We start from the raw sequence: 22,986 nt of genomic DNA, 5'->3' as shown, positions 1-22,986 counted from the left end.
GCCGCCCGAGAGCCAACCGCGGACCTTACCGTTTTGGGACGTCGTTCCGCCCGGGAAGGGCTTGTCTCTCGCAACACCGATCCTGGATACGGAACCCGCCACCGCTTGCTCCTTAGGTGGAGGCATGGGGGGGCAATATCAAGCCCGCGGGCGAACCGATCGGCGGCCAAATCCGCGGGGGGCCGGCGGTGCAGCCCGCCAGTGGAAATCCCTCCATGCCGCCGGCCTTCAATCACGCGCTGACGCTGCCCTTTTCCTTCTCGCGTTCCGCGTAGATGTAGAGGGGCCGGGCATTGCCGGCCACCACCTCGTCCGAAATCACGACCTCCTGAACGCCTTCCAGGGCCGGCAGATCGAACATGGTGTCGAGCAGGATCGACTCCATGATGGAACGCAGGCCGCGCGCGCCCGTCTTGCGCTCGATGGCTTTGCGGGCGATCGCCCGCAGCGCGTTCTCGTGGAAGGTCAGTTCCACATTCTCCATCTCGAACAGGCGCTGGTACTGCTTCACCAGCGCGTTCTTGGGCTCGGTGAGGATCTGCACCAGCGCGTCCTCGTCGAGGTCCTCGAGGGTCGCCAGGATCGGCAGGCGGCCGACGAATTCCGGAATGAGCCCGAATTTCAGAAGATCCTCCGGCTCGACCTGGCGCAGGAGTTCGCCCGCCCGCCGATCCTCCAGCGAGGAGACGCTTGCGCCGAAGCCGATCGAGGTCTTGCGGCCGCGGTCGGAGATGATCTTCTCCAGCCCCGCGAAGGCGCCGCCGCAGATGAACAGGATCGAGGACGTGTCGACCTGCAGGAATTCCTGCTGCGGATGCTTGCGCCCGCCCTGGGGTGGCACGGAGGCGACGGTGCCTTCCATGATCTTGAGCAGGGCCTGCTGCACGCCCTCGCCCGACACGTCGCGCGTGATCGAGGGGTTGTCGGACTTGCGCGAGATCTTGTCGATCTCGTCGATATAGACGATGCCGCGCTGCGCCCGCTCGACATTGTAGTCTGCCGACTGCAGCAGCTTCAGGATGATGTTCTCCACATCCTCGCCCACATAGCCGGCTTCCGTCAGCGTGGTGGCGTCGGCCATGGTGAAGGGCACGTCGATGATGCGGGCGAGCGTCTGGGCAAGCAGCGTCTTGCCGCAGCCGGTCGGCCCGATCAGCAGGATGTTCGATTTCGACAGTTCCACATCGGCGTTCTTGCCGGCATGGGCCAGCCGCTTGTAATGGTTGTGGACCGCCACCGACAGCACGCGCTTGGCGTAGGGCTGACCGATCACATAATCGTCCAGAACCTTCAGGATCTCCTGCGGCGTCGGAACCCCTTCACGCGACTTCACCATCGAGGACTTGTTCTCCTCGCGGATGATGTCCATGCACAGCTCGACGCATTCATCGCAGATGAAGACGGTCGGGCCGGCGATCAGCTTACGGACCTCATGCTGGCTCTTGCCGCAGAACGAGCAGTACAGCGTGTTCTTGGAATCACCGCCGCTGTTGCTGATCTTGCTCATGTTTCACTTTCCTTTCAGTACTGTCGGCACCCGTCCACGACGGCGCCGCGAGAGCAGGAAACGACGGACCGCAAGCTCGTTCGCCGCCTTCTCTCATCCGCGTCTTCAGAACGAAACACAAATCTGAAAGCGCGGCAACGATTCTGGTTCCCAGGAAAACCTAGGCTGTTGAAACTCAACATAGGCTTAACCTAGGCGGTTGCCAGCGCTTAGGGAACAGGAAAATGTGACGGAAATGACGCAGCACCCAGCATTTTTGGGCTTGGGAGTCCGGTGTTCTCCCCTGCCGGATCAGGAGCAGCGCCGTTCCCCGCCGATCACGAGCCGCCCGGCGCCTCAATCGCCTCGCGTTCGGTGATCACCCTGTCGATCAGGCCGAATTCCTTCGCTTCGTCCGAGTTCATGAAGTGATCGCGGTCGAGCGTGCGCTCGATCACTTCGTAATCCTGGCCCGTGTGCTTGACATAGACCTCGTTCAGGCGCCGCTTCAGCTTGATGATGTCCTGTGCATGCCGCTCGATGTCGGAGGCCTGGCCGGAAAAGCCGCCCGAGGGCTGGTGCACCATGATGCGCGCGTTCGGCGTGGCGAAACGCATATCCTTGTGCCCGGCGCAGAGAAGCAGCGAGCCCATGGAGGCCGCCTGGCCGATGCAGAGCGTGGAGACCGCCGGCTGGATGAACTGCATGGTGTCGTAGATCGCCATGCCGCTCGTCACCACGCCGCCCGGCGAGTTGATGTAGAGCGCGATCTCCTTCTTCGGGTTTTCCGCCTCGAGGAAGAGAAGCTGCGCGCAGACAAGGGTCGCGACGCCGTCCTCGATCGGCCCGGTGATGAAGATGATTCGTTCCTTGAGGAGACGCGAGAAGATGTCGTAGGCGCGTTCGCCACGGTTCGTCTGCTCGACGACCATGGGCACCAGATTCATCGCGGTCTCGACGGGATTCTTCATGGAGGTTCCTTTAACGCTGGATCCATCACGCCAAATGACGGAATCTTGGGATTGCCCTCTAGATAGGACGGCGACTCCGCATTGCGCAAGACCGCAGCAGGCCCGTCGAAGGAACTCCCTACGACTTGGTGCCCCCTTCGGTAGCTATGGCCTTCCTGCTCGGATCCATGAACGGAAAATACGCCTCCACCGCCCGCTTTGCGCCCTCCGCGGAGAAATGTCCGTAGTCTTCGAAGAGGAAAACGCCCTTGTCGCGGTAGACACAGGACCGCCCGGCGCAGAGTTCCGCCATGGGGTTGATGAACACGGCTCCCTCCGCAAGGCCCTGGAGTTCGTCGTTGATCTCGGGATCGAAGAACACGTCCCAGCGGTCGAGGGCGGCGGGATCACGGCTGCCCTGCATATAGGCGATGACCTGCACATCCATCGAGAATTCGGGAGACTGGCCGAGGATATAGACTTCCCTACCCATCTTCTTCAGGGCATCGAGCGTGCTCCGCAGCTCCTCAAGCCCGCGCGACTGGAGGTCGGTCCAGCGTGCGCCCAGAATCACCGCGTCGACGCCCTCCTTCTCGATGAACTCGAGCGCCTTGGCGTTGAAGTCCTTACAAAGCGGCCGGCCGTAGGACATGTAGGACAGCACCGGCGGGCATCCGGGACCCGTGTACTGAATGACGGTCGCATCGATCCGGTCGGCATTTCCCACGATCCCGGGAACATATTGAGCGGCGAACGAATCGCCCCACAGCAGAACCTTGCGCGTGCCGCCGCTCGTGAGCGTGCAGGCCTTCGCATCCCAGGGACGCGCATTGATGTCGTTGATCCGGAAGCAGTCCTTGAGCCGCCACTGCTCGTTGCCTGCGATCTTCTGTTCCGCGAAATCGGGGAATCGGCCGGGAAAGCCCTGCGCGCGGGCGCCGATGGCACCCAGGGTGGCGAAGACCGCGATCGCCGCAACACCACCGGTAAGCAGGCGCGGCCGCGTGAGGTGGGGAGCCGGACGCCGGAAGGGCTGCTCGATATACCGCCAGGAAAACGCGGCCAGAAGGACGCTGGCTGCGACGATGCCGGCCGTCTGCGGAAGGGTCGGGCTCGCCAGGCTCTGGTAGTTGACGAAGACCACGATGGGCCAGTGGATGAGATAGAGCGAGTAAGAGATCAGCCCTACCGCCACGAGCAGCCTCATCGAAAGGAGCGAGGTGACGAGCGAGCCGGCACCGGTGCCCGCATAGATGAGCAGCGCGCTGCCGAGACAAGGATAAAGCGCGTTGTAGCCCGGGAAGGGCGTCGATTCATCGAAGGCAAAAACCGCAAAGAGGATCAGCGCGAGGCCCAGGGCCGCGATCACCTCGTTCGCCGCCCGGCTGCGCATCGGCGGCGGGGGAGCCAGGGCGAGCAGCGCCCCCACAAGGAGTTCCCAGGCCCTGGTCGGCAGGAGATAGAAATTGGCGGTGGGCGCGGTTCCCATCGCATAGATGCTGAGTGCGAGGCTGACCAGAAGGACAGGGAGGAAGACGACCAGCCATCGCGACCCGAAGAAGCGCGCCACCAGATAGACCGCCACCGGCATGAAGATATAGAACTGCTCCTCTACCGACAGCGACCATGTGTGAAGCAGCGGCCTGTAGACGGCTTCCGCGGCGAAATATCCGGAGTCCTTCCAGAAATAGATGTTCGAGACGAAGGTCGCCGCGGCAAGGAGGCTTTCGGAGAAAGCCGCGAAGTGGGAGGGCAGCAAGACGAAATACGCGTAGATGAAAGTGGCGATCATCACGGCGAACAGCGCCGGGAAAATGCGCCTCACACGCCGGGCATAGAAGTTGAGGATGGAGAATTCCCCTCGTGCGATATCACCCAGCAGGCTCTGGGAGATCACGTATCCGGAGATGACGAAGAAGACATCGACACCGACGAAACCGCCGGAGAATTGCGACAGGCCCGCGTGAAACAGCACGACCGGGATGACTGCAACGGCCCTGAGGCCGTCAATATCGGCACGGTATTTCATTCCACCCCCTCGCAAGGTTGATTATCTCCGGCGCTACGGCAGCCGCCGCATCGTCGAGGCGCTGATCTCCTCACCGGCACAGTCGATCCCCAAGCGGAAGGCCAGGGTTATCCCCCTCTGTTTCATGAATATTACGAAGGCCGCGGAAACGGCCTTCAATTGTGGGAATCCACTCGTAATATTCCGCGATGAAGCAGCGGCCGGCCAGAAGAGCCTCCCCTGCGGCGCGGGCGCTTTTTACGCATAGGCACAGCTCTTGCCCGGCCCGGCCCCCTGGTGGCGCTCAAGGTGCTTCGAGCGCGTGCCTACGCTCCGGCTCGCAAAGGCGACGCGTTGCGCGACACCTGTCACGCCGTGGGCTAGGAACGGCTCACCCACCGCGCGTGGGGGGCTCAGACCTTCGCCAGCGCCTGCTCCAGGTCGGCGATGATGTCGCCCACATCCTCGATGCCCACGGAGAGCCGGACGACGTCCGGCCCGGCGCCTGCCGCCACCTTCTGTTCGTCGGAGAGCTGGCGGTGCGTCGTGGAGGCCGGGTGGATGATCAGCGATTTCGTGTCGCCGATATTGGCGAGGTGGGAGAAGAGCTCGACGCCTTCCACCACCTTCACGCCCGCGTCGTAACCGCCCTTGAGCCCGAAGGTGAAGACGGCGCCCGCACCCTTGGGCGAATATTTCCGCATGAGGGCGTGATTCGGGTCCTCGGGCAGGCCTGGATAGGACACCCAATCCACGGCCGGATGTCCCTTCAGCCACTCGGCCACCTCGAGCGCGTTGTCGCAGTGGCGCTGCATCCTGAGCGGCAGGGTCTCGATGCCGGTGAGGACCAGGAAGGCGTTGAACGGCGATATCGCCGGGCCGAAATCGCGCAGGCCGAGCACGCGCGCGGCGATCGCGAAGGCGAAATTGCCGAAGGTCTCGTGCAGCACCATGCCGCCATATTCCGGGCGCGGCTCCGACAGCATGGGATAGTTGCCCGACTTCGACCAGTCGAACGTGCCGCAATCCACCAGGATGCCGCCGATCGAGTTGCCGTGGCCGCCCATGAACTTCGTAAGCGAATGGACGATGATGTCGGCACCGTATTCGATGGGCCGCAGCAGATAGGGCGAGGCCATGGTGTTGTCGACGATGAAGGGCAATCCGTGCAGCTTCGCCACCTCCGAGATCTTCTCCAGATCCACGAATGTACCGCCGGGATTGGCGAGGCTTTCCACGAAGATCGCGCGGGTGTTGCCGTCGATCTGGCTTTCGAAGGAGGAGATGTCTTCCGGATCGGCCCAGCGAACCTCCCAATTGAAGTTCTTGAAGGCGTGGCCGAACTGGTTGATCGAGCCGCCATAGAGCTTCCTGGCGGCGATGAAGTTGCAGCCCGGCTGCATGAGCGTGTGGAAGACGAGGAGCTGCGCCGCGTGGCCCGAGGCGGTCGCGAGCGCCGCCGTGCCGCCCTCGAGCGCGGCCACCCGCTCCTCCAGCACCGCCTGCGTGGGGTTCATGATGCGGGTGTAGATGTTGCCGAAGGCCTTCAGGCCGAAAAGCGAGGCCGCATGCTCCGCATCGTCGAACACATAGGAGGTCGTCTGATAGATCGGCGTGGCGCGGGCGCCGGTCGCCGGGTCGGCCTGAGCGCCGGCATGGATCGCAAGCGTGTTGAAACCGGGTGTGCGCTCGGTCATGGAATCTCCTCCGTTCGACAATCAGAACCGCGCCAATCAATACAGAGCCGCCGGGCCAAGGCAAAGAAGATTTGCCTGATTTCCGGGCGCGCGGGGAAAATCATGGCCAGCCAAGCCGATCGGGAGCCGGAGCGCAGACACGGCGAAGCCTACCCGCCGGTGGAAGGTCCCTTCCAGCCGATTTCGCGCTCGAGACGCGGGATTTCGATCGCCGGGCAGCGGTTCATCACCACCTTGATGCCACTTTCCTCAAGCCGCGCGGCGGAGGCATCGTCGCGGATACGGAGTTGCATCCAGACCACCCTGGGCAGCGGGTCCATGGCGAGGACTTCATTCGCCACGCCGGGAATCGCGGCGGACGAGCGGAAGACATCGACCATGTCCACAGGCTCGGGAAGCTCGGCCAGCCGGGCGTAGGTCATCGCGCCGGCGATTTCCTTGCCCGCCTGGCCGGGATTGACCGGGAAAACGCGGTATCCCCTGCGCATGAGGAAGCTCATGACGGAGAAACTCGGCCGGTCGGCTTTCGGAGATGCGCCGAGCACCGCGATGCTTCTCACGCTGCCCAGGATACCGGCGATATAGGCGTTGTCGTAGGTGTCGTGGTTCATTCGGGCAGCGTAATACGGCCTTCGGCGTCGATGGGAAAGTCGGGATTGTGCGCGACTTCCCAGAGATTGCCCTCCGTATCGGCAAAATAGCCCTGCACACCGCCCCAGAAGGCGCGCTGCGCGGGTTTCAGAACGCGGCCGCCCGCCTTGTCCACCTGGTCGAGGACGAGACTCACCTCGGCTTCGGAGCGCGTGTTGTAGGCGAGCGCCACGCCGGAGAATCCCGGCTTGCCGTTGGCGCCCCTCGCCGGGCGGAAATTGTCGTTGGCGATGTCGGCGGCCAGATGGTCGCGCGGCCACAATGCCAGGATCATGCCTCCCATCTGGAAGAAGGCCACGCCCTCGGTGATCCGCTTGCTCCTTTCCAGGCCCATGGCCTCGTAGAAGCGGATCGCCCGGTCGAGATCGTCCACACCAAGGGTGATGATCGAGATGCGCGGTTCGAGTTTCATTCGCCTCTCCACTCCGGTTCGCGCTTCTCTATGAATGCGCCGATGCCTTCTTCCGCGTCGCGGGCCATCATGTTCTCCACCATCACGTGCTGGGTGTATTCATAGGCGTCCGCCAGCCGCATCTCGGCCTGCCGGTAAAATGCCTCCTTGCCGGTCCTGATCGTCAAAGGCGATTTGGACGCGATGACTCGTGCCATCTTCACGACAGTCCGGTTCAGCTCCTCGCGCGTCACCACGCGGTTGACGAGGCCGAAGACGAGCGCCGTCTCGGCGTCGATCATCTCGCCGGCAAGCAGCATCTCCATCGCATGCTTGCGCGAGATGTTGCGCGAAAGCGCCACCATCGGCGTGGAGCAGAAGAGGCCGATATTGACGCCGGGGGTGGCGAAGCGTGCATGGCCGGACGCCACCGCCAGATCGCAGGAGGCGACGAGTTGACAGCCGGCCGCCGTCGCCACGCCGTCCACCGCCGCGATCACCGGCTTCGGATGGTGCACGATCGCCTGCATGAGGTCGGCGCAGAGCGCCATCGTCCGGGCGAAGAACGCCCTGCCCCCGTCGGCATCCCTGCGATGCGCCGTCATCTCCTTGAGATCATGGCCGGCGGAAAAGACCGTCCCCTCATGCGCGATCACGATCACACGCACGGCATGATCGTCGCGGGCGCGGTCGAGCGCATCCTTCAGCGCGTCCATCATGGCGATGGAAAGCGCATTGGCGGGCGGGTTCTGCAGGATAAGCGTGAGCACGCCCTCCTCCTGCCGGGTTCCCACCAACTCCAACGCTTCGCCGCGCGCGTGGGCGATCGTCTCGGCCATCGGTGTCGTCCTCCTGCATCGGGCGGCGGTGCGATCCGCGGGCGGACCCTACCACAGCGCGGCTTGCGGATCAGCCACGAAAAGGCCATCGTCGCCTTCCGCTGGCATAAGGGTCAAGCGCGGGAGGGACGCCGGTATGGATACGAACGGAGCGGCAGGCCTGTCGCCGGTGATGGGCGCGGACGAGGTGAACGCCTTCCTCGATGAGGTTTATCCGCAGCTCAACGAGGAGCTTCGCGCCTACAGCGCAATCGAGGTCCGGCCCGGCGGCTGTGTCGTGCGGCTGGAGGCCGCAGAGCATCACCTGAGGCCCGGGAACACCGTGTCCGGGCCGTCGCTCTTCACGCTCGCCGATATCGGCGGGTATGTCTGCGCCCTCTCCCATATCGGGCGCGAGGCGCTGGCGGTCACCACCAATCTCAACATCAATTTCATGCGCAAGGCGGAAGCCGGCGCGATCGACGGCGCCTGCCGCATCCTGAAGCTCGGCAAGCGCCTCATGGTGTTCGACGTCGCCATCACGGCGGGGCGGGACAAGTCGCTGGTCGCCCATGCAACGGGCACCTACGCCATTCCACCGCGCCGGAATCTGTGAGGTATTATGATACCTATTTGATAACCAACTGATTTTACTTAATATTTTTTCGACATAGTCGATTTTCTTTCCTTGACTTGCCCTTGGAGCGCCCGTATAAGCGCCCGACTGCGGCATTTGCCCCGGTTTCGAGGGTCTTTCGGCCATCGGTTGAAGCAACAAGAAACGCCTTGCCTCGTGCAAGGTCCAGGACAACGGACGGAATCATGAAAACCTTCTCGCAGAAGCCTGCGGAGGTGACGAAGAAGTGGGTGCTGATCGACGCCGAGGGTCTCGTCGTCGGCCGTCTCGCCACCATCGTCGCCAACCGCCTGCGCGGCAAGCACAAGCCCACCTTCACGCCCCATGTGGACGATGGCGACAATGTCATCATCATCAACGCGGACAAGGTGGTCTTCACCGGCAAGAAGTACCAGGACAAGACCTATTACTGGCATACGGGCCATGCCGGCGGCATCAAGGAGCGCACGGCGCGCCAGATCCTCGAGGGCCGGTTCCCCGAGCGCGTCGTCGAGAAGGCCGTGGAGCGCATGATCCCGCGCGGGCCACTCGGACGCCGCCAGATGAAGAACCTGCGTGTCTACGCGGGCGCAGAACACCCTCATGAGGCGCAGCAGCCCGAAAAGCTGGATGTCGCCGCCATGAGCAAGAAGAATGTAAGGGTCCAGGCATATGGCTGAAATCAATTCCCTCCAGGAGCTGGGCGCGGCGACGCGTGAGACGGCGGAGGCCGAAGCTCCCGTCCACGTGCAGAAGCTCGATGCCCAAGGCCGCGCCTATGCCACCGGCAAGCGCAAGAACGCGATCGCCCGCGTGTGGGTGAAGCCCGGCTCCGGCAAGATCACGGTGAACGGCAAGGAATTCGCCCAGTATTTCGCGCGGCCGGTCCTGCAGATGGTGCTGCAGCAGCCGATCGTGGCGGCCAACCGTAACGGCCAGTACGATATCGTCGCCACTGTCGTGGGCGGCGGTCTTTCGGGCCAGGCGGGCGCGGTGCGCCACGGCATCTCGCGGGCGCTGACCTTCTTCGAGCCGGACCTGCGTCCCGTGCTCAAGAAGGGCGGCTTCCTCACCCGCGACAGCCGCGTGGTGGAGCGCAAGAAATACGGCCGCGCCAAGGCCCGCCGTTCCTTCCAGTTCTCCAAGCGCTGATACACCGTACTGTACGGTACGGGACGGGGAAAGCGGGCCTTCGGGCCCGCTTTTTTGTTGCTGAGATAATCGGAAGGCTCCATCATTGAGCTACGAATGGCCGCCTGTTCGCACTGCCATGCCCATGACTGAAGGTCCCCGCTTTGAAACTGAGCGGCTTAGGCTCGCGCTTGAAGCCCTAAAAGATGCCGACACTGACGCGTCATTGAGCACGATACTGTTCAGGCCTGGGCACATAACCTATGTCTGCAGCCTTTTCAGTCGACCGTTTTGGACCTGGAAACGTTCAGGCATGGATCCTCGGGTCAAGCCCGAGGATGACGAACTGGTGAAGTCTCCGCAAATCCCCAACACTGGCGAGTGGCGATGACACCTCCTCCTCGTCATCCTCGGGCTTGACCCGAGGATCCATGCCTGAACATCGAAACGTCACCGCTGGTCGAAGCTGTCTTCCCAGGCGAAAATCCCCACCGTCCGCCATTTTAACGACCTCAGGAAACACACACGATGCCATCCAAGACCATCGACCATGCCTTCACCGCGCGGCAGATCACGGGCGCTGCAGGCGATCCGACCTATGCGGGCGCGCTCTCCTTCATGCGCCGGAAATTCACCAAGGACGTGAGAGGCGCGGATGCCGTGGTGTGGGGCATCCCCTTCGACGCGGCCGTCTCGAACCGGCCGGGCGCGCGCTTCGGCCCGCAGGCCATCCGCCGCGCCTCCGTGATCTTCGACAACGATCCGCAATATCCCTTCCACCGCGACCTCTTCGAGGCGCTCGCGGTGGTCGATTATGGCGACTGCCTGCTCGACTACGGGCGGCACGACAAGACACCTCAAACCATCGAACGCGAGGCGGCGAAGATCCTCGGTTCGGGCGCTTTCCTCGTGACGCTTGGCGGCGACCATTTCGTCACCTGGCCGCTCTTGAAAGCGCATGCGGCCAGGCACGGCAAGCTCGCCCTCGTCCAGTTCGACGCGCACCAGGACACCTGGGACGATGACGGCAGGCGCATCGATCACGGCTCCTTCGTCGGGCGGGCGGTGCGCGACGGGGTGATCGATCCCGCCCGCTCCATCCAGGTGGGCGTCCGCACCCACGCGCCTGACGATTGCGGCATCAAGATCGTGCACGGCTACGACCTGGAGGAGATCAGGGCCGCGGAGATCGCCCGCATCATCGCCGAGCGGGTGGGAGACGCGCCGGCCTACGTCACCTTCGACATAGACTGCCTGGACCCGGCCTTCGCGCCTGGCACGGGCACGCCGGTCGCGGGCGGGCCCTCCTCGGCCAGGATGCTCTCCGTCATCCGCCATCTCGGCGGGCTCGATATCGTGGGCGCGGATGTCGTGGAGGTCTCGCCGCCCTACGACCATGCCGATATCACGGCGGTGGCCGGCGCCTCGGTCGCCATGCACTATCTGGGACTTCTGGCCGAGAAGCGGCGGCCTTGATCCTCACATTGCGATTCAAGGATTTTCCGGATTGATTCCGGACCGCTTCTCGACCATTTGAAGACAGACTCTTTCGGGCACGGACGACATGACGGCAAAGATCTTCATCGACGGCGAACACGGCACCACGGGGCTGCAGATCCGCGCACGGCTCGCCGAACGCGGCGACATCGAGCTCCTCTCCATTCCCTTGGAGCGGCGCAAGGACGCTGCCGCACGCGCCGAGTTCCTGAACGCGGCCGACATCGCCATTCTCTGCCTGCCGGACGATGCGGCGCGCGAGAGCGTCTCGCTGGTCGGGAACGACACGACGCGCGTGATCGATGCCTCTACCGCCCACCGCGTGGCGGAGGGCTGGGCCTATGGCTTTCCCGAGATGGACAAAAGCCAGTCCAGGACGATCGCGCAGGCCAAGCGGGTGGCCAATCCCGGCTGTTGGCCGCAGGGCCCGATCGCGCTTCTGCGCCCGCTCGTCTCCGCGGGGGTCGTGCCGGCCGATTTCCCGGTCACGGTCAATGGCATCACCGGATATTCGGGCGGTGGGCGCACGATGATCGAGGACTACGAGGCGAAGGGCGAGGATGCGCCGGAGTTCCTTCCCTACGGCCTCACGCTCAGTCACAAGCACCTGCCGGAACTGCGCACCTATGCGAAGCTCGCGCGGGACCCGCTGATGCAGCCGGCGGTCGGCAACTTCGCGCAGGGCATGATCACGATGGTGCCGCTCCAGCTCGGCCACCTTCCCCGGGTGCCGAAGGGCGAGGAACTGCATGCGGCGATCGCCGACCACTACGCTGGTATCGAGAACGGTGCAGTCGAGGTGGCACCGTTCCAGGCAATCGAGCGATCTCCGGAGATCGAGCCCGAGCGCTTCAACGACACCAACACGATGCGCCTCCATGTCTTCGCCAACGACGCGCGGGAGCAGGCGCTGCTCCTTGCCGTCTACGACAATCTCGGCAAGGGCGCTTCGGGTGCCGCGGTCCAGAATCTCGATCTGATGCTGTCCGGCCTTGGCTGATGAATGATCAGCGGCCGCCCGCGCCGTTGCCCGGAAGGGAGCGGAGCCCTGCGGTCGCAGAGGCGCACGGCAGGTGCTCCAACAGGAATTCCGAGCAGGCTCGGCCGGCTAAAGCCGTTTTTCTCCATTCATCCGGCCGAGCGCATCGTTGCGGCCTGTCAGGATGACTTCCCGCATTGCGGCCGCGGCCGCTTCTTGATCGTGCCGGGCAATCGCCTCGACGATCGCCTTGTGCGACCTGCCGACCCGTTCGAGCTCGCTCGACGCCATGTCGGGCGAGCTCAGGCCGAAGGCGCCGATGAGCGCGGCCTCGATCACCGTGCCCACGCCGTACATGAAGGGGTTTTGCGAGGCCTGGAGCACTGCGAGATGGAAGCGCAGATCCGCCAGGATCAGCTCTTCGGACGAGGTCGCCGACGCCATTCCATTGGTGAGCCCCATGAGCTTTTCCACGCTTTCCGGGCTCGCGCGCTCCGCCGCGAGGCTTGCGGCATAGGGCTCGAAGGAAAGCCTCATCTCGCTGAGATGAAGCACGAAGTCGCGGTCGATGCCGCGCTCGATGTGCCAGGCCAGCACGTCGGCATCGAACATGTTCCATTGCCGGCTGTCGGTGACGCGCGTGCCGATGCGAGCGCGCGGCACGATCAGCCCCTTGGCCGAAAGCGTCTTCATGGCCTCGCGCAGCACCGTGCGGGAGACGCGGAAGCGCCCGGCAAGCTCGCTGTCGCCAGGCAGGATGCTGCCGACGGGATAGGTGCCGCCGACGATGGCCTTGCCGAGCTCGTTCACCACATGGGAGTGGCTCGTGCGCCGTGCCGGCCCGGAAATCGCGCTCTCAAGCAGCCCCATCAAGTCCCGCCCGCATGGTCGAGCGCCACCCTGTTCCTGGAGGAGATCCAGAGAATGCCCTTCTGGAGGAAGATGAAGGCGAAGAGCAGCACTCCGATCACGATCTTCGTCCACCAGCTCGAAAGCGTGCCGTCGAAGATGATGTAGGTCTGTATCAGCCCCATGATGAGAATGCCGATGAAGGTGCCCGCGACAAAACCGCTGCCGCCGGTGAGCAGCGTGCCGCCGATGACCACGGCCGCGATGGCGTCGAGCTCCACGCCGACGGCGGACAGCGAGTAGCCGGCCGTGGTGTAGAGCGAAAAGACGATGCCCGACAGCCCGGCCAGCAGCCCGGACAGGGCGTAGATGCCCATAGTGGTGCGCCCGACCGCCACGCCCATCAGCCGCGCGGTGGCCGCCCCGCCGCCCAGCGCATAGACATTGGCGCCGAAGCGGGTGCGGTGGGCGATCAGGATGCCGGCGATGAAGACGAGCAGCATCAGCCCGCCGATGAGGGTGAGCCGCCCTCCCCCCGGCATGCGCCAGTAGAGCGACTGCAGGACATCGTAGAAGGGGTGGTTGACGGGGATCGAATCGATTGACAGCACAAAGGCCATCCCGCGCGCCAGGAACATGCCGGCCAGCGTGACGATGAAGGGCGGCATGTCCAGATAGTGGATCACCGCCCCCATGGCCGCGCCGAACGCCGTGGAGATCATGAGCGCCATGGCGAAGACCACGAGCGGGTGGAGCCCCGTATTGGCGAGCAGCACGGCGACGAAGACGCTGGTGAAGGCGATCACGGAACCGATCGACAGATCGATGCCCCCCGACAGGATCACGAAGGTCATGCCGACGGCGGCGATGCCGAGAAAGGCGTTGTCGGTCAGGAGATTGCCGATCACGCGCGTGGAAAGCATCGCCGGGAACTGCACGTAGCAGAGCGCATAGGCGAGCACAAAGATGAGAACCGTCGCCGCAAGCGGCAGGAAACGCGATTTCATGGCGCGGACCCCTCCTTCGGTTCTTCTTGCAGCAGTTCCGGTCGCTCCTTCGGCTCGCCGCGCCAGAACACCATGGCATTGCGGATGGCCGGCGATTGGATGACCAGGATCAGCATGATGATCACCGCCTTGATGATCAGGTTGAACTCGGGCGGGAAGCCCGAAAGCAGAATACCCGTATTGATCGACTGGATGATCATGGCGCCGATCAGCGAGCCGAAAAGGGTGAAGCGACCGCCGAGCAGCGAGGTGCCGCCGAGCACCACCGCTAGAATCGCGTCGAGCTCCAGCCACAGGCCGGCATTGTTCGCGTCCGCGCCGCGGATGTCGGCCGCCACGATGATGCCGGAGATCGCGGCGCACAGGCCCGAGGCCATGTAGACGGTGACGAGCAGCACCCGGCTGTTGACGCCCGACAGCGAGCTTGCGCGGCGGTTGACGCCGATCGCCTCGATCAGCATGCCCAGCGCCGTCTTTCGCACGATGAGCGCGGCCACGATGCCGGCGGCAAGCCAGAGGATCACGGGCATGGGAAGGCCGAGAAGCGCGCCGCTGCCGAAGTAGGCGAGGCCGGGATCGGAGAAGGTGACGATCACGCCCTCGGTGATGAGCTGCGCGATGCCGCGGCCGGCCACCATCAGGATAAGCGTGGCGACGATCGGCTGAATGCCGAGCACGGCCACGAGGAAGCCGTTCCACGCGCCGCAGGCAAGCCCGACGGCCAGAGCCGCCAGGATCGCCGTGGCCGTGCCTTCGCCCGCCGCGACGGAGGATGCGGCGACCGCGCCGCAGATCGCCATCACCGCACCCACGGAGAGGTCGATGCCTTTTGTGGCGATGACGAGCGTCATGCCGATGGATAGGAGCGCCACCGGGGCGCCGCGGTTCAAAATGTCGATCAGGCTGCCATAGAGCCGTCCGTTCTGGATCGTGAGCTCCAGGAACTGCGGAAAGACCGCCGTGTTGAGCGCCAGGATGACGATCAGCGTCGCGATCTGCGGCAGGTAACGGCGGAGCGCGCCGGCACTCCCGTTCATGGGACCTGCTCCACGGGTCCGTCAGCAGCGATGGCGCGCACGATGCTGTCCGTGTTGATCTCCTCGCCCACCAGTTCGGCCACATGCGACCGGTCGCGCACCACGATCACGCGGTGCGAATAGGCGACCAGCTCATCGAGCTCGGAGGAGATGACGAGGAGCGACATGCCCTCCTCGCAAAGATCCTCGATGAGTCGGATGATCTCCGCATGCGCACCCACATCGATGCCGCGCGTGGGCTCGTCGAGGATCAGGAATTCGGGGTTCGTGGCAAGCCACCGGGCAAGGATAACCTTCTGCTGGTTGCCGCCGGAAAGAAGCCGCAGCGGCTTCTCGCGGTCGCTCGTGCGGATGTCCAGTGCCTTGATGAAACGGTCGGCGATCTCGACCTGCTCCTGCTTCGAGAGCGGTCGCGACCAGCCGCGCCGCGCCTGGAGCGCCAGGACGATGTTCTCGCGCACGGAAAGATCGCCCACGATACCGTCCGTCTTGCGGTCCTCGGGGCAGAAGCCGAACCTTTCCGCGATGGCGGCGCGCGGCGAGGAAAGCTCCAGCTTTTTGCCGTCCCTCTCCGCGCTGCCGCTGTCATGTGGGCGCACACCGAAGATCACTTCCGCGGTCTCCGTGCGGCCGGAGCCGAGGAGCCCCGCCACGCCGACGACTTCGCCGCGGCGGATATCGAGATCGAAGGGCCCGATGGCACCCGTGCGGCCGAAACCGTGGAATCGGTAGGCTGGCGGCGTATCGCTTCGTCGGTCGGCCGCATGATGGCGCGTCTCGTCCGACAGCTCGTGGCCGAGCATCATCGTGACGAGATCGATGCGGGCGATGTCCGCCGTCATGCGTGTCCCCACCAGCCTTCCGTTACGCAGCACCGTGATGCGGTCGGAGAGCGCGAAGACCTGATCGAGGAAATGGGTGATGAACACGATGCCCAGGCCCCGCTCGCGCAGCCGCCGCACGATGTCGAAGACCATGCGCACTTCCTGCGCATCAAGGCTTGCGGTCGGCTCGTCGAGGATCAGGATGCGGCCGGAAAGGTCGACCGCACGGGCGATCGCCACGATCTGCTGCACGGCGACGGAATAGGACGCGAGTTCGCGGGTGACGTCGATGTCGAGCCCGTATTGGGATAGCAGCGCGCGGGCGTTCGCGTTCATCGCGCGCGCGTCGACCATGCCGAGGCGCCGCGGCTGGCGGCCGAGATAGAGGTTTTCGGCCACCGTCAGATTGGGCAGGAGGTTGACCTCCTGATAGACCGTGCCGATGCCCAGTGCCTGCGCCTCGACCGTGTCGCGCGGGTCGAAGGGCTTCCCGTCGAGCACGATCTCGCCCGCATCGCGGCGATAAGCGCCGGTCAGGCACTTGATCAATGTTGATTTGCCGGCACCGTTCTCGCCCAGCAGCGCATGCACCTCCCCTGCCTTCAGGGTGAAGTTCACGCCATCGAGCGCCAACGCGCCGGGAAAGCTCTTGGTGAGGCTCTCGACGCTGAGAAGCGGCTTGTGAAATTCGTCCACGGCAACCCCCGCGGGAACCGGCCGCCTCCAGGACGGCACATCCTCTGCGATTGGAATCGGCAGGCGGGCCCGAAGGCCCGCCTGCCGTTCCTTCCCCCTAGTAACCGAGGTTCTTCTTCTCCTCGTACACCTTCATCGGATCGTCCGCCTGGGTGTAGAGCTTGGATTCCGTCTGGATCCATTTCTCCGGCGTCTTGCCTTCGTCGAGATAGGCCTCGAGCGCATCGAAGGCGGGGCCCGCCATGTTCGGCGTCAGCTCCACGGTGGCGTTGGCCTCGCCGGCATCGAGCGCCTTGAAGATGTCGGGCACGGCGTCGATGGACACGACGAGGATATCCTCGCCGGGCTTCAGCCCTGCTTCCTTGATGGCCTGGATGGCGCCGAGCGCCATGTCGTCGTTGTGGGCATAGAGGGCGCAGATATTCCTGCCGCCGCTCTCGGCCTTGAGGAAGCTTTCCATCACTTCCTTGCCCTTGGTGCGGGTGAAGTCGCCCGTCTGGCTGCGCACGATCTCGAGATTGTCGTGCCCGGAGATCGCCTCTTCAAAACCCTTCTTGCGGGCAATGGCAGGCGAAGAGCCCGTGGTGCCCTGGAGCTCGACGATGTTGCAGTCGCGGTCGCCCACTTCCTCGACGAGCCAGTCGCCGGCCACCTTGCCCTCATAGACCTGGTCCGAGGTGACGGCGGTGAGATAGAGGTCCTCCGGCGCCTTGATCGTGCGGTCGAGCAGGATGACGGGGATATCCGCCTCCTTGGCCTCCTCCAGCACGCCTTCCCAGCCCGTCTCCACCACTGGCGCCAGGAAGATGGCATCCACGCCCTGCGCGATGAAGGAGCGCAGGGCCTTGATCTGGTTTTCCTGCTTCTGCTGGGCGTCGGCGAATTTCAGATCGACGCCGCGCTTTTCGGCCTCCTGTTTGGTGACCGTCGTCTCGGCGGCGCGCCAGCCGGATTCGGAACCGATCTGCGAGAAGCCGACCGTCAGGGCCGAAGCCGCGGACGCGCCGAAGACCACCGACGCGAGCATGGTCGCGCCAGCAAGAGCTGACTTTAAGAGCATGATTTTTCCTCCCGAATGGTCGCTGCGTGGCAGCAGGAAGAAAAAATCATATTGTATGATTTTTGTAAAGTCGCGTGAGAAGGTCCCGAAGCGAACGATGTCGCCGCGAGAGGCATGGCTTCCGCGGGTGTTTAGGATGTCCGAGGCGGAAGAAGCCGCACTTCTACGACTAAAGAACTAACCGGTTTCCTGTACGAGCGGATAAGCCCCCCTGGTGGCGCGCCAATGGGCGGTGGCGAAGCCGAGCACCACGAGCGCGGCCCCCTGGTGGGCGAGCGCCACGTCGAGCGGAACCACCATCAGGAGCGTCGCGACGCCGATCGCCGCCTGAACACAAACGAGCAGGAAGAGAGCCACGGCCCGGCGCGCATGGGTGGAGCCTGGCTCGACCCGCCATGTAGCGACCGCATGCCACAGCGCGAGGAGGAGAACGGTGTAGGCACCAAAGCGGTGGATGAACTGGACCGTCTTCGGGTTTTCGAAAAGATTCACCCACGCAGGCGACTGGTCGAAAAGGCCCTGCGGTATGATAGCGCCATCCATCAGCGGCCAGGTGTTGTAGGCCATGCCGGCGTCAAGGCCAGCGACCAGCCCACCGAGATAGATCTGCACGAGCACGGCGACCACCAGCCAGCCGGCGAAGCGGCGGGTCGTCTCCAGCGCCGGTTTCCCGCTGTGCGGCGCGAGCCCGCGCGCCACCGCCATCGTGGCGGTGAAGATGAGGCAGGCGATGGTGAGATGCGTCGCCAGCCGGTACTGGCTCACATCGACGCGTTCGACCAGTCCCGACGCGACCATCCACCAGCCAATGGCGCCCTGCAGCCCGCCCAGCGCCAGGATGCCCAGGAGCTTCGGCTTGAGATGGCGTTCCAGCCGGCCGGTCACCCAGAAAAAGAGAAGCGGCAGTGCGAAAACGAAGCCCACGCCGCGGGCGAGCAGCCGGTGCGCCCACTCCCACCAGAAGATGGTCTTGAACTCGTCGAGGCTCATGCCCCGGTTGATCTGCTGGTATTCCGGGATCTGCCTGTATTTGGCGAATTCCTCGACCCATTCCGCTTCGTTGAGCGGCGGGACGACGCCGTGGATCGGCTTCCATTCGGTGATGGAAAGGCCGGAATCGGTGAGCCGCGTGGCACCCCCGACGAGCACCAGGGCGAAAAGCGTGACGAGCACGCAATAGAGCCAGCTGCGGACCCAAAGCCGGTTGCGGCGTTCGCTTTCGGTCAGCGAAGCGGAGATGCGGAGGTCGGAGACGGCGGCCATTTTCCTGTCCGGGCGGTTTTGCCGTTAGGTGACCCAAAGCCGCCCTGCTTGCAAGCGGCGATCGCGCGACATGCGGTCGCTCTGCCCGTGGGCATTATGGGGCTGTGCGGCGGCTTGCGATTGCTTTATGGAACGCGCCGAAAGGTTTTCGATCATGCCCGTAAGGCTGAAAAAATTCGTCGGCATGGTGCTGCTCGTCCTGCTGGTGGTGGTTTATGCCATCGTCTCGACGGCCTTCGCCGTCGCACAGCTTGCCGACAAGAGTGCGTTCATCCACCTCGCCTTCTACTTCTTCACCGGGCTTCTGTGGGTTCTCCCGGCGATGCTTCTGGTCAAATGGATGGAGGGCAAGCCGCGGCGGTGAGGTCGTGTTTTTCCTCGCCCTCCCCGGTCCTTTTCATGGGCGGCCTCGGGAGGGATTGTTGAAGCCGAGGCTCCTCCCGGCAAGACTGCCTGTTGATTCATCATTTGCTGGTCATTTATTGGCAAGGATGCCGGAGTGACCGGATCTTTCAGGATCGAGGATGGTGGGAGCCGAACGCCTATCGAAGGGAGACGCCCCGCCGGCCGCAACGGATGAGGCGGCGGTCGGGTACGGCATCTATTCGGCTCTTGTTCTGCCGGCCGACGCACCGGCGCTCGAAACCTATGCCGCCTTCTGTGCGGGCGCGCGCCATGCCCCGCCGCAAAGCCCGCTCTGGACCCGCGCCTGGCTCGAAGGGGCCGGCCCTGACGGTACGATCGCCCTCCTCTCGCGCGAGGGCGTTCCCATCATGGCGCTTGCGCTGGAAATGGTGCGGAAAGGGCCCCTTCGCATCGCGCGTTTTCCGGGCGGCACGCACGCCAATGGCAACTTCCCGGCCATCCGTGAGGCGCCGCAGGGCGGCGAGGTCGACTGGCCCGCTGCGCTGCGCGCCCTTGTCTCCGGCATCCGCTCTGCGCGGCCGGAGCTCGACCTGCTCGCGCTCCAGCGCCAGCGGACGGATTTCGCGGGACACGGCAACCCGCTCCTCGCCCTGCCGCACACCACCAGTCCCAACCTGTCGCTCGCCGTCGATCTTTCGCAGGGATTCGAGCGGCTCCTGACGGACAGCGGCGGCAGGCGCAGGCGCAAGAGGCACCGCTCGCAATTGCGGAGGCTGGCGGCGGCCGGAGGCCATCGGCGTTTCGCCGCGGCGACCGCGAGCGAGGTGGACGCGCTTCTCGATCTCTTCTTCGCACTCAAATGTGCGCGGCTCGAGCGCATGGGCATCCGCGACATATTCGGCCCTTCCCACGTCCGCGCGAGTTTCCGCCGCCTGTTCCGCGCCGCCCTCGACCATCCGAAGCCGCCCTTCGTCCTCCACGCGCTCGAGGCGGGCGGCAAGATCCGGGCGGTCACCGGGTCGAGCCGCACGAGGGAGAGCATCATCTGCGAGTTCAGCACCTTCGCGGAGGACGAGCTCGCCCATGCCAGCCCCGGCGACTTCCTCTTCTATGAGAACATCGCCGAGGCCGCTGCCGAGGGCCTCGCGCTCTATGATTTCAGCGTCGGCGACGAGCTCTACAAGCGGCTGTGGTGCGACGTGGAGATAAGGCACGCCGACGTCTTCGCAGGCCTCACGGTGAAGGGCAGCGCCGCCGCGCAGGCCGGTTTCGCGATCGCAGGCCTGAAGCGCGTGATCAAACAGAACCGTCTCATCGACCGCCTCGCGCGGCGCGCGCGGCGGCTGTCGGCAAAGGGCTGAAGCATCCGCGGCCGGGCGGCGCTTTCAGGCCGCGTCCCGGTCCGGCGGTGCTGCCGGCGGCACATAGCCCATCGGCGTCACCAGGATCGGCTTTCCCAGCCCCTCGTCCCGCAGTTGCGCGGCGGTGGCGGAGACGCTCTTCTCCTCCGGGTCGAGCACGCTGACGAGCACCTGTGCGTCCTCGTCCATCAAGGACTGGACGACCCCCGCATCGGCCGCCCCGCATTCCACCACCACCACGTCATAGGCGATGGCGAGCGAGTTCATGATGATGGGCAGGCGGTCGAAGGCGCGCATGGCACGTTCGGGATCGGCCGTTCCCACGGGGATCACGTGGCAGCCGGAATAGAGATCGCCATGGATGACATCGGCGAACTGCGCCTCGGAGGCGAGGAGATTCGTGATCCCCGGATAGGCCCTGCTCTCCAGCATCGGCTGCGTGGCGGCTCCCGACAAGGTGAGGTCGAGGAGGATGACGCGCAGGCCGGCATCGGCCACCTCGCGCGCCACCAGGACGGCGGCCGCGGCTGCCTCGTCACCCTCCGGCGAGACGAAGATCGCGCGGGCGATGCCTCTCGAGATCAGGGCTTCGGCAGCCATGTCGATGCCCACCTCGCCGAGCGTGTTCCGGGGCCCGGGGGACGCGACGGCCGGTGTCGCCGCCGGCGCGGCCTGGGCGATGGCCGGCGCGGGCGCCTCGTCCTCGCCCGGGGCCGGATCCTTCACGGCGGGGGTGGCATCGGCTTCCGGCGTAGGTGGCGGAGCGACGAAAACGCTCGGCGCCGCCTCGGGCTCCGCCTGCGTTCCGGCGGGACGCATCGCGCGGCCGCTGAAGAGCTCCCGCAGCAAGGTGACGATCACCATCGCGAGCAGCGCGGCGGCAAGGGCGGCGAGTGTGAGCGGAAGGACCTTCGGATAATAAGGCTCCAGCGGGACGATCGCGCGCGAGAACACGCGCGCATCCACCGGGAGGTAGTCGCGTTCGCCCCGCGCGGCCGCTTCGCGGTAGCGGGCGAGATAGGATTCGAGCAGTTCACGCTGTCCCGCCGCCTCACGCTCCAGCGCGCGCAATTCCACCTGCTGCTCCCCCGCGCGGGCGGATGCAGCCTTGAGCCTCTCCAATTCGGCCGTCAGCTCCGTCTCACGCCGGCGCGCCGTCTCCGCCTCCGCCTCCAGCCCTTCCAGGATCTTCCCCGCCTCGGCACGGATCTGGCCGTCGAGATCGGCCAGCTGCGACTGCAATGCGCGGATGCGGGGATGATTACCGAGGAGTGTGGTCGATAGATCGGCGATCTGCGCCCTCAATTCGATCTGGCGCTCGCGCAGCCGCTGGATCATGCCGGAGGCCAGCACCTCCGGCATGCTATCGACAGAGGCGCCGCGCTCCAGCGCGGCCCGCACGCTTTCCGCCCTCGCCTCGCTGGCCGAACGGTCGGCGCGCACGCGGGAAAGCTCACTGGAAAGCTCGGCGAGCTGCTGGGTGGCGAGCACGGTATTGTTCTGCCCGACCAGGAGATCCGACGAGCCGCGGAATTCCGCCACCTCCGCCTCGGCCGCCCTCACCTTCTCGCGAAGCTCCGCGATCTCGGGCTCCAACCAGCGCGTGGCATCGGCGTTCGACTGGGACTCGGCGGCCTTGAGGCTCGCCACATAGGCATCGGCGACGGCATTCGGAACACGCGCGGCAAGCTCGGGATCCGCCGAGGAGAACTCGATCACGATGACGCGCGAGTTTTCCACCTGATAGACACTGAGGTTCTCGCGGAACTCGCTCAGAAGCCGCTGCTCCGGCGGCGTTCCCGAATCGCGCTTCAGGCCGAGCGCCATCAGCAGGCGATCGAGAAGCGAAGGCTGCGTGCCGGCGAACTCCTCGTGATTTGCGAGATCGAGCTCGCGGGCCACCTGGGTCAGGATGTCCGTCGACGTGATGACCTGCACCTGTGAGGCCACGCCCTGCTGGTCGAGGATGGTCCGCTCATCCACCGCCGCGCCCTGGGGCCGCGTGTAGACCGATTCGCGGACCTCGATCAGAACCCGCGTTTCGGCCCGGTAGAGCGGCGTGGCGAGCGAGGCCAGCACGAAGACGAGCGCCGCGACGGCGAGCGCAACAAGAAGGATGCGCCGCCAGTCGCGCCGCAGGCTCGCGAACAGCCGGTCCAGATCGACATCGACGTCGTCGGCCACAACCTCACCCTTCTTCATACGGAACTCCGACGCTGCTTCATGGGAATGGTAAATGCACGTGGTAACCATGAGGTTAATCGGCAGGCGGCGCCGTTTAACCCGCCATTAACCTTGA

General features: G+C 64.9%; 21 protein-coding genes. 7 read left to right on the top strand and 14 right to left on the bottom strand.

What is annotated here, in order from left to right; genetic code table 11:
* Window positions 1-232: 232 nt before the first annotated feature.
* From clpX to PVE73_RS12120, 7 genes are all read right to left on the bottom strand, one after another.
* Window positions 233-1,507, bottom strand: coding sequence for an ATP-dependent Clp protease ATP-binding subunit ClpX (clpX, locus tag PVE73_RS12150; RefSeq protein ID WP_277367162.1), 1,275 nt, complete (start codon window positions 1,505-1,507; stop codon window positions 233-235).
* A gap of 317 nt (window positions 1,508-1,824) precedes the next feature.
* On the bottom strand, window positions 1,825-2,457 hold the full coding sequence (locus tag PVE73_RS12145; RefSeq protein WP_277367161.1) for an ATP-dependent Clp protease proteolytic subunit: 633 nt from the start codon (window positions 2,455-2,457) through the stop codon (window positions 1,825-1,827).
* A gap of 118 nt (window positions 2,458-2,575) precedes the next feature.
* Window positions 2,576-4,465, bottom strand: a complete 1,890-nt coding sequence (locus PVE73_RS12140) for an acyltransferase family protein (RefSeq protein WP_277367160.1) — start codon at window positions 4,463-4,465, stop codon at window positions 2,576-2,578.
* Between the two features lie 392 nt (window positions 4,466-4,857).
* Entirely contained in the window at window positions 4,858-6,141 is a 1,284-nt protein-coding gene (locus PVE73_RS12135; protein WP_277367159.1) for an O-acetylhomoserine aminocarboxypropyltransferase, read from the bottom strand.
* Window positions 6,142-6,290: 149 nt separating this feature from the next.
* Complete coding sequence (locus PVE73_RS12130; protein WP_277367158.1) at window positions 6,291-6,752, bottom strand: CoA-binding protein; 462 nt, start codon at window positions 6,750-6,752, stop codon at window positions 6,291-6,293.
* Complete coding sequence (locus tag PVE73_RS12125) at window positions 6,749-7,204, bottom strand: VOC family protein (RefSeq protein ID WP_277367157.1); 456 nt, start codon at window positions 7,202-7,204, stop codon at window positions 6,749-6,751. Before PVE73_RS12125 ends, PVE73_RS12130 begins: the two co-directional genes overlap by 4 nt.
* Window positions 7,201-8,022, bottom strand: a complete 822-nt coding sequence (locus PVE73_RS12120) for an enoyl-CoA hydratase (RefSeq protein WP_277367156.1) — start codon at window positions 8,020-8,022, stop codon at window positions 7,201-7,203. Before PVE73_RS12120 ends, PVE73_RS12125 begins: the two co-directional genes overlap by 4 nt.
* Before the next feature lie 136 nt (window positions 8,023-8,158).
* Here PVE73_RS12120 and PVE73_RS12115 point away from each other — a divergent pair, with 136 nt between their 5' ends.
* The 5 genes from PVE73_RS12115 to argC all read left to right on the top strand — a co-directional run bounded on the left by PVE73_RS12115 (window position 8,159) and on the right by argC (window position 12,245).
* Window positions 8,159-8,617, top strand: coding sequence for a PaaI family thioesterase (locus PVE73_RS12115; protein WP_277367155.1), 459 nt, complete (start codon window positions 8,159-8,161; stop codon window positions 8,615-8,617).
* Window positions 8,618-8,823: 206 nt separating this feature from the next.
* On the top strand, window positions 8,824-9,297 hold the full coding sequence (rplM, locus tag PVE73_RS12110; RefSeq protein WP_277367154.1) for a 50S ribosomal protein L13: 474 nt from the start codon (window positions 8,824-8,826) through the stop codon (window positions 9,295-9,297).
* On the top strand, window positions 9,290-9,769 hold the full coding sequence (gene rpsI / locus PVE73_RS12105; protein ID WP_277367153.1) for a 30S ribosomal protein S9: 480 nt from the start codon (window positions 9,290-9,292) through the stop codon (window positions 9,767-9,769). Before rplM ends, rpsI begins: the two co-directional genes overlap by 8 nt.
* Before the next feature lie 507 nt (window positions 9,770-10,276).
* The gene (gene speB / locus PVE73_RS12100; RefSeq protein WP_277367152.1) at window positions 10,277-11,224 is read left to right on the top strand and encodes an agmatinase; all 948 of its coding nucleotides are present in this window, start codon (window positions 10,277-10,279) and stop codon (window positions 11,222-11,224) included.
* 88 nt (window positions 11,225-11,312) lie between these two features.
* Window positions 11,313-12,245, top strand: a complete 933-nt coding sequence (gene argC, locus PVE73_RS12095; RefSeq protein WP_277367151.1) for an N-acetyl-gamma-glutamyl-phosphate reductase — start codon at window positions 11,313-11,315, stop codon at window positions 12,243-12,245.
* 108 nt (window positions 12,246-12,353) lie between these two features.
* Here argC and PVE73_RS12090 read toward each other — a convergent pair whose 3' ends face one another.
* From PVE73_RS12090 to PVE73_RS12065, 6 genes are all read right to left on the bottom strand, one after another.
* Window positions 12,354-13,094 (bottom strand): FadR/GntR family transcriptional regulator, encoded by a 741-nt coding sequence (locus PVE73_RS12090; RefSeq protein ID WP_346772415.1) that lies wholly within the window; start codon window positions 13,092-13,094, stop codon window positions 12,354-12,356.
* Complete coding sequence (gene yjfF, locus PVE73_RS12085) at window positions 13,094-14,080, bottom strand: galactofuranose ABC transporter, permease protein YjfF (RefSeq protein WP_277367149.1); 987 nt, start codon at window positions 14,078-14,080, stop codon at window positions 13,094-13,096. The genes PVE73_RS12090 and yjfF overlap by 1 nt, the downstream gene beginning before the upstream one ends.
* Window positions 14,077-15,117, bottom strand: a complete 1,041-nt coding sequence (locus PVE73_RS12080) for an ABC transporter permease (protein WP_277367148.1) — start codon at window positions 15,115-15,117, stop codon at window positions 14,077-14,079. The genes yjfF and PVE73_RS12080 overlap by 4 nt, the downstream gene beginning before the upstream one ends.
* Complete coding sequence (gene ytfR, locus PVE73_RS12075) at window positions 15,114-16,637, bottom strand: galactofuranose ABC transporter, ATP-binding protein YtfR (protein WP_277367147.1); 1,524 nt, start codon at window positions 16,635-16,637, stop codon at window positions 15,114-15,116. The genes PVE73_RS12080 and ytfR overlap by 4 nt, the downstream gene beginning before the upstream one ends.
* Before the next feature lie 97 nt (window positions 16,638-16,734).
* Window positions 16,735-17,697 carry a galactofuranose ABC transporter, galactofuranose-binding protein YtfQ gene (ytfQ, locus tag PVE73_RS12070; protein WP_277367146.1) on the bottom strand — a complete coding sequence of 321 codons (963 nt, stop codon included), beginning with the start codon at window positions 17,695-17,697 and terminating at the stop codon, window positions 16,735-16,737.
* Window positions 17,698-17,874: 177 nt separating this feature from the next.
* Window positions 17,875-18,960, bottom strand: coding sequence for a COX15/CtaA family protein (locus PVE73_RS12065; RefSeq protein WP_277367145.1), 1,086 nt, complete (start codon window positions 18,958-18,960; stop codon window positions 17,875-17,877).
* Window positions 18,961-19,114: 154 nt separating this feature from the next.
* Between PVE73_RS12065 and PVE73_RS12060 the strand changes: the two genes are divergently transcribed.
* Together PVE73_RS12060 and PVE73_RS12055 are read left to right on the top strand one after the other, a co-directional pair.
* Window positions 19,115-19,324 (top strand): DUF2842 domain-containing protein, encoded by a 210-nt coding sequence (locus PVE73_RS12060; protein WP_277367144.1) that lies wholly within the window; start codon window positions 19,115-19,117, stop codon window positions 19,322-19,324.
* Between the two features lie 160 nt (window positions 19,325-19,484).
* On the top strand, window positions 19,485-20,687 hold the full coding sequence (locus tag PVE73_RS12055) for a GNAT family N-acetyltransferase (RefSeq protein WP_277367143.1): 1,203 nt from the start codon (window positions 19,485-19,487) through the stop codon (window positions 20,685-20,687).
* Window positions 20,688-20,711: 24 nt separating this feature from the next.
* Here the strand turns inward: PVE73_RS12055 and PVE73_RS12050 are convergent, their stop codons facing one another.
* Window positions 20,712-22,889, bottom strand: coding sequence for an exopolysaccharide transport family protein (locus tag PVE73_RS12050; RefSeq protein WP_277367142.1), 2,178 nt, complete (start codon window positions 22,887-22,889; stop codon window positions 20,712-20,714).
* Window positions 22,890-22,986 lie beyond the last annotated feature (97 nt).

Source organism: Chelativorans sp. AA-79 (assembly GCF_029457495.1).
In the GTDB taxonomy this organism is placed as follows: Bacteria; Pseudomonadota; Alphaproteobacteria; order Rhizobiales; family Rhizobiaceae; genus Chelativorans.
Note: the sequence above shows the minus strand (reverse complement) of the source record. Positions and strands in the feature narration are given on the sequence as shown.

What these genes read in the sequence shown, in the direction of transcription:
- clpX (WP_277367162.1), bottom strand. Translation starts at nt 1,507, where the DNA reads ATGAGCAAGATCAGCAACAGCGGCGGTGATTCCAAGAACACGCTGTAC.
- PVE73_RS12145 (WP_277367161.1), bottom strand. Translation starts at nt 2,457, where the DNA reads ATGAAGAATCCCGTCGAGACCGCGATGAATCTGGTGCCCATGGTCGTC.
- PVE73_RS12140 (WP_277367160.1), bottom strand. Translation starts at nt 4,465, where the DNA reads ATGAAATACCGTGCCGATATTGACGGCCTCAGGGCCGTTGCAGTCATC.
- PVE73_RS12135 (WP_277367159.1), bottom strand. Translation starts at nt 6,141, where the DNA reads ATGACCGAGCGCACACCCGGTTTCAACACGCTTGCGATCCATGCCGGC.
- PVE73_RS12130 (WP_277367158.1), bottom strand. Translation starts at nt 6,752, where the DNA reads ATGAACCACGACACCTACGACAACGCCTATATCGCCGGTATCCTGGGC.
- PVE73_RS12125 (WP_277367157.1), bottom strand. Translation starts at nt 7,204, where the DNA reads ATGAAACTCGAACCGCGCATCTCGATCATCACCCTTGGTGTGGACGAT.
- PVE73_RS12120 (WP_277367156.1), bottom strand. Translation starts at nt 8,022, where the DNA reads ATGGCCGAGACGATCGCCCACGCGCGCGGCGAAGCGTTGGAGTTGGTG.
- PVE73_RS12115 (WP_277367155.1), top strand. Translation starts at nt 8,159, where the DNA reads ATGGATACGAACGGAGCGGCAGGCCTGTCGCCGGTGATGGGCGCGGAC.
- rplM (WP_277367154.1), top strand. Translation starts at nt 8,824, where the DNA reads ATGAAAACCTTCTCGCAGAAGCCTGCGGAGGTGACGAAGAAGTGGGTG.
- rpsI (WP_277367153.1), top strand. Translation starts at nt 9,290, where the DNA reads ATGGCTGAAATCAATTCCCTCCAGGAGCTGGGCGCGGCGACGCGTGAG.
- speB (WP_277367152.1), top strand. Translation starts at nt 10,277, where the DNA reads ATGCCATCCAAGACCATCGACCATGCCTTCACCGCGCGGCAGATCACG.
- argC (WP_277367151.1), top strand. Translation starts at nt 11,313, where the DNA reads ATGACGGCAAAGATCTTCATCGACGGCGAACACGGCACCACGGGGCTG.
- PVE73_RS12090 (WP_346772415.1), bottom strand. Translation starts at nt 13,094, where the DNA reads ATGGGGCTGCTTGAGAGCGCGATTTCCGGGCCGGCACGGCGCACGAGC.
- yjfF (WP_277367149.1), bottom strand. Translation starts at nt 14,080, where the DNA reads ATGAAATCGCGTTTCCTGCCGCTTGCGGCGACGGTTCTCATCTTTGTG.
- PVE73_RS12080 (WP_277367148.1), bottom strand. Translation starts at nt 15,117, where the DNA reads ATGAACGGGAGTGCCGGCGCGCTCCGCCGTTACCTGCCGCAGATCGCG.
- ytfQ (WP_277367146.1), bottom strand. Translation starts at nt 17,697, where the DNA reads ATGCTCTTAAAGTCAGCTCTTGCTGGCGCGACCATGCTCGCGTCGGTG.
- PVE73_RS12065 (WP_277367145.1), bottom strand. Translation starts at nt 18,960, where the DNA reads ATGGCCGCCGTCTCCGACCTCCGCATCTCCGCTTCGCTGACCGAAAGC.
- PVE73_RS12060 (WP_277367144.1), top strand. Translation starts at nt 19,115, where the DNA reads ATGCCCGTAAGGCTGAAAAAATTCGTCGGCATGGTGCTGCTCGTCCTG.
- PVE73_RS12055 (WP_277367143.1), top strand. Translation starts at nt 19,485, where the DNA reads ATGGTGGGAGCCGAACGCCTATCGAAGGGAGACGCCCCGCCGGCCGCA.
- PVE73_RS12050 (WP_277367142.1), bottom strand. Translation starts at nt 22,889, where the DNA reads ATGAAGAAGGGTGAGGTTGTGGCCGACGACGTCGATGTCGATCTGGAC.